General features: G+C 56.5%; 1 rRNA gene. It reads right to left on the bottom strand.

Going from position 1 to position 255, the window contains the following annotated elements:
• Nucleotides 1–255, bottom strand: a 16S ribosomal RNA gene (locus KI367_RS26885); the annotation flags it as partial.

The raw sequence follows: 255 nt of genomic DNA, 5'->3' as shown, positions 1-255 counted from the left end.
CCATTGCGGAAGATTCCCTACTGCTGCCTCCCGTAGGAGTCTGGGCCGTGTCTCAGTCCCAGTGTGGCCGTTCACCCTCTCAGGTCGGCTACGCATCGTCGCCTTGGTGAGCCGTTACCTCACCAACTAGCTAATGCGCCGCAGGCCCATCCGTAAGTGACAGATTGCTCCGTCTTTCATTACCGCTCCATGCGAAGCGATAAATTATCCGGTATTAGCTACCGTTTCCGGTAGTTATCCCGGTCTTACGGGCAG

The sequence above is a fragment of the Paenibacillus cookii genome (genome assembly GCF_018333375.1).
GTDB lineage: Bacteria > Bacillota > Bacilli > Paenibacillales > Paenibacillaceae > Paenibacillus_AQ > Paenibacillus_AQ cookii.
This window is presented reverse-complemented; position numbering and strand designations above follow the sequence as displayed.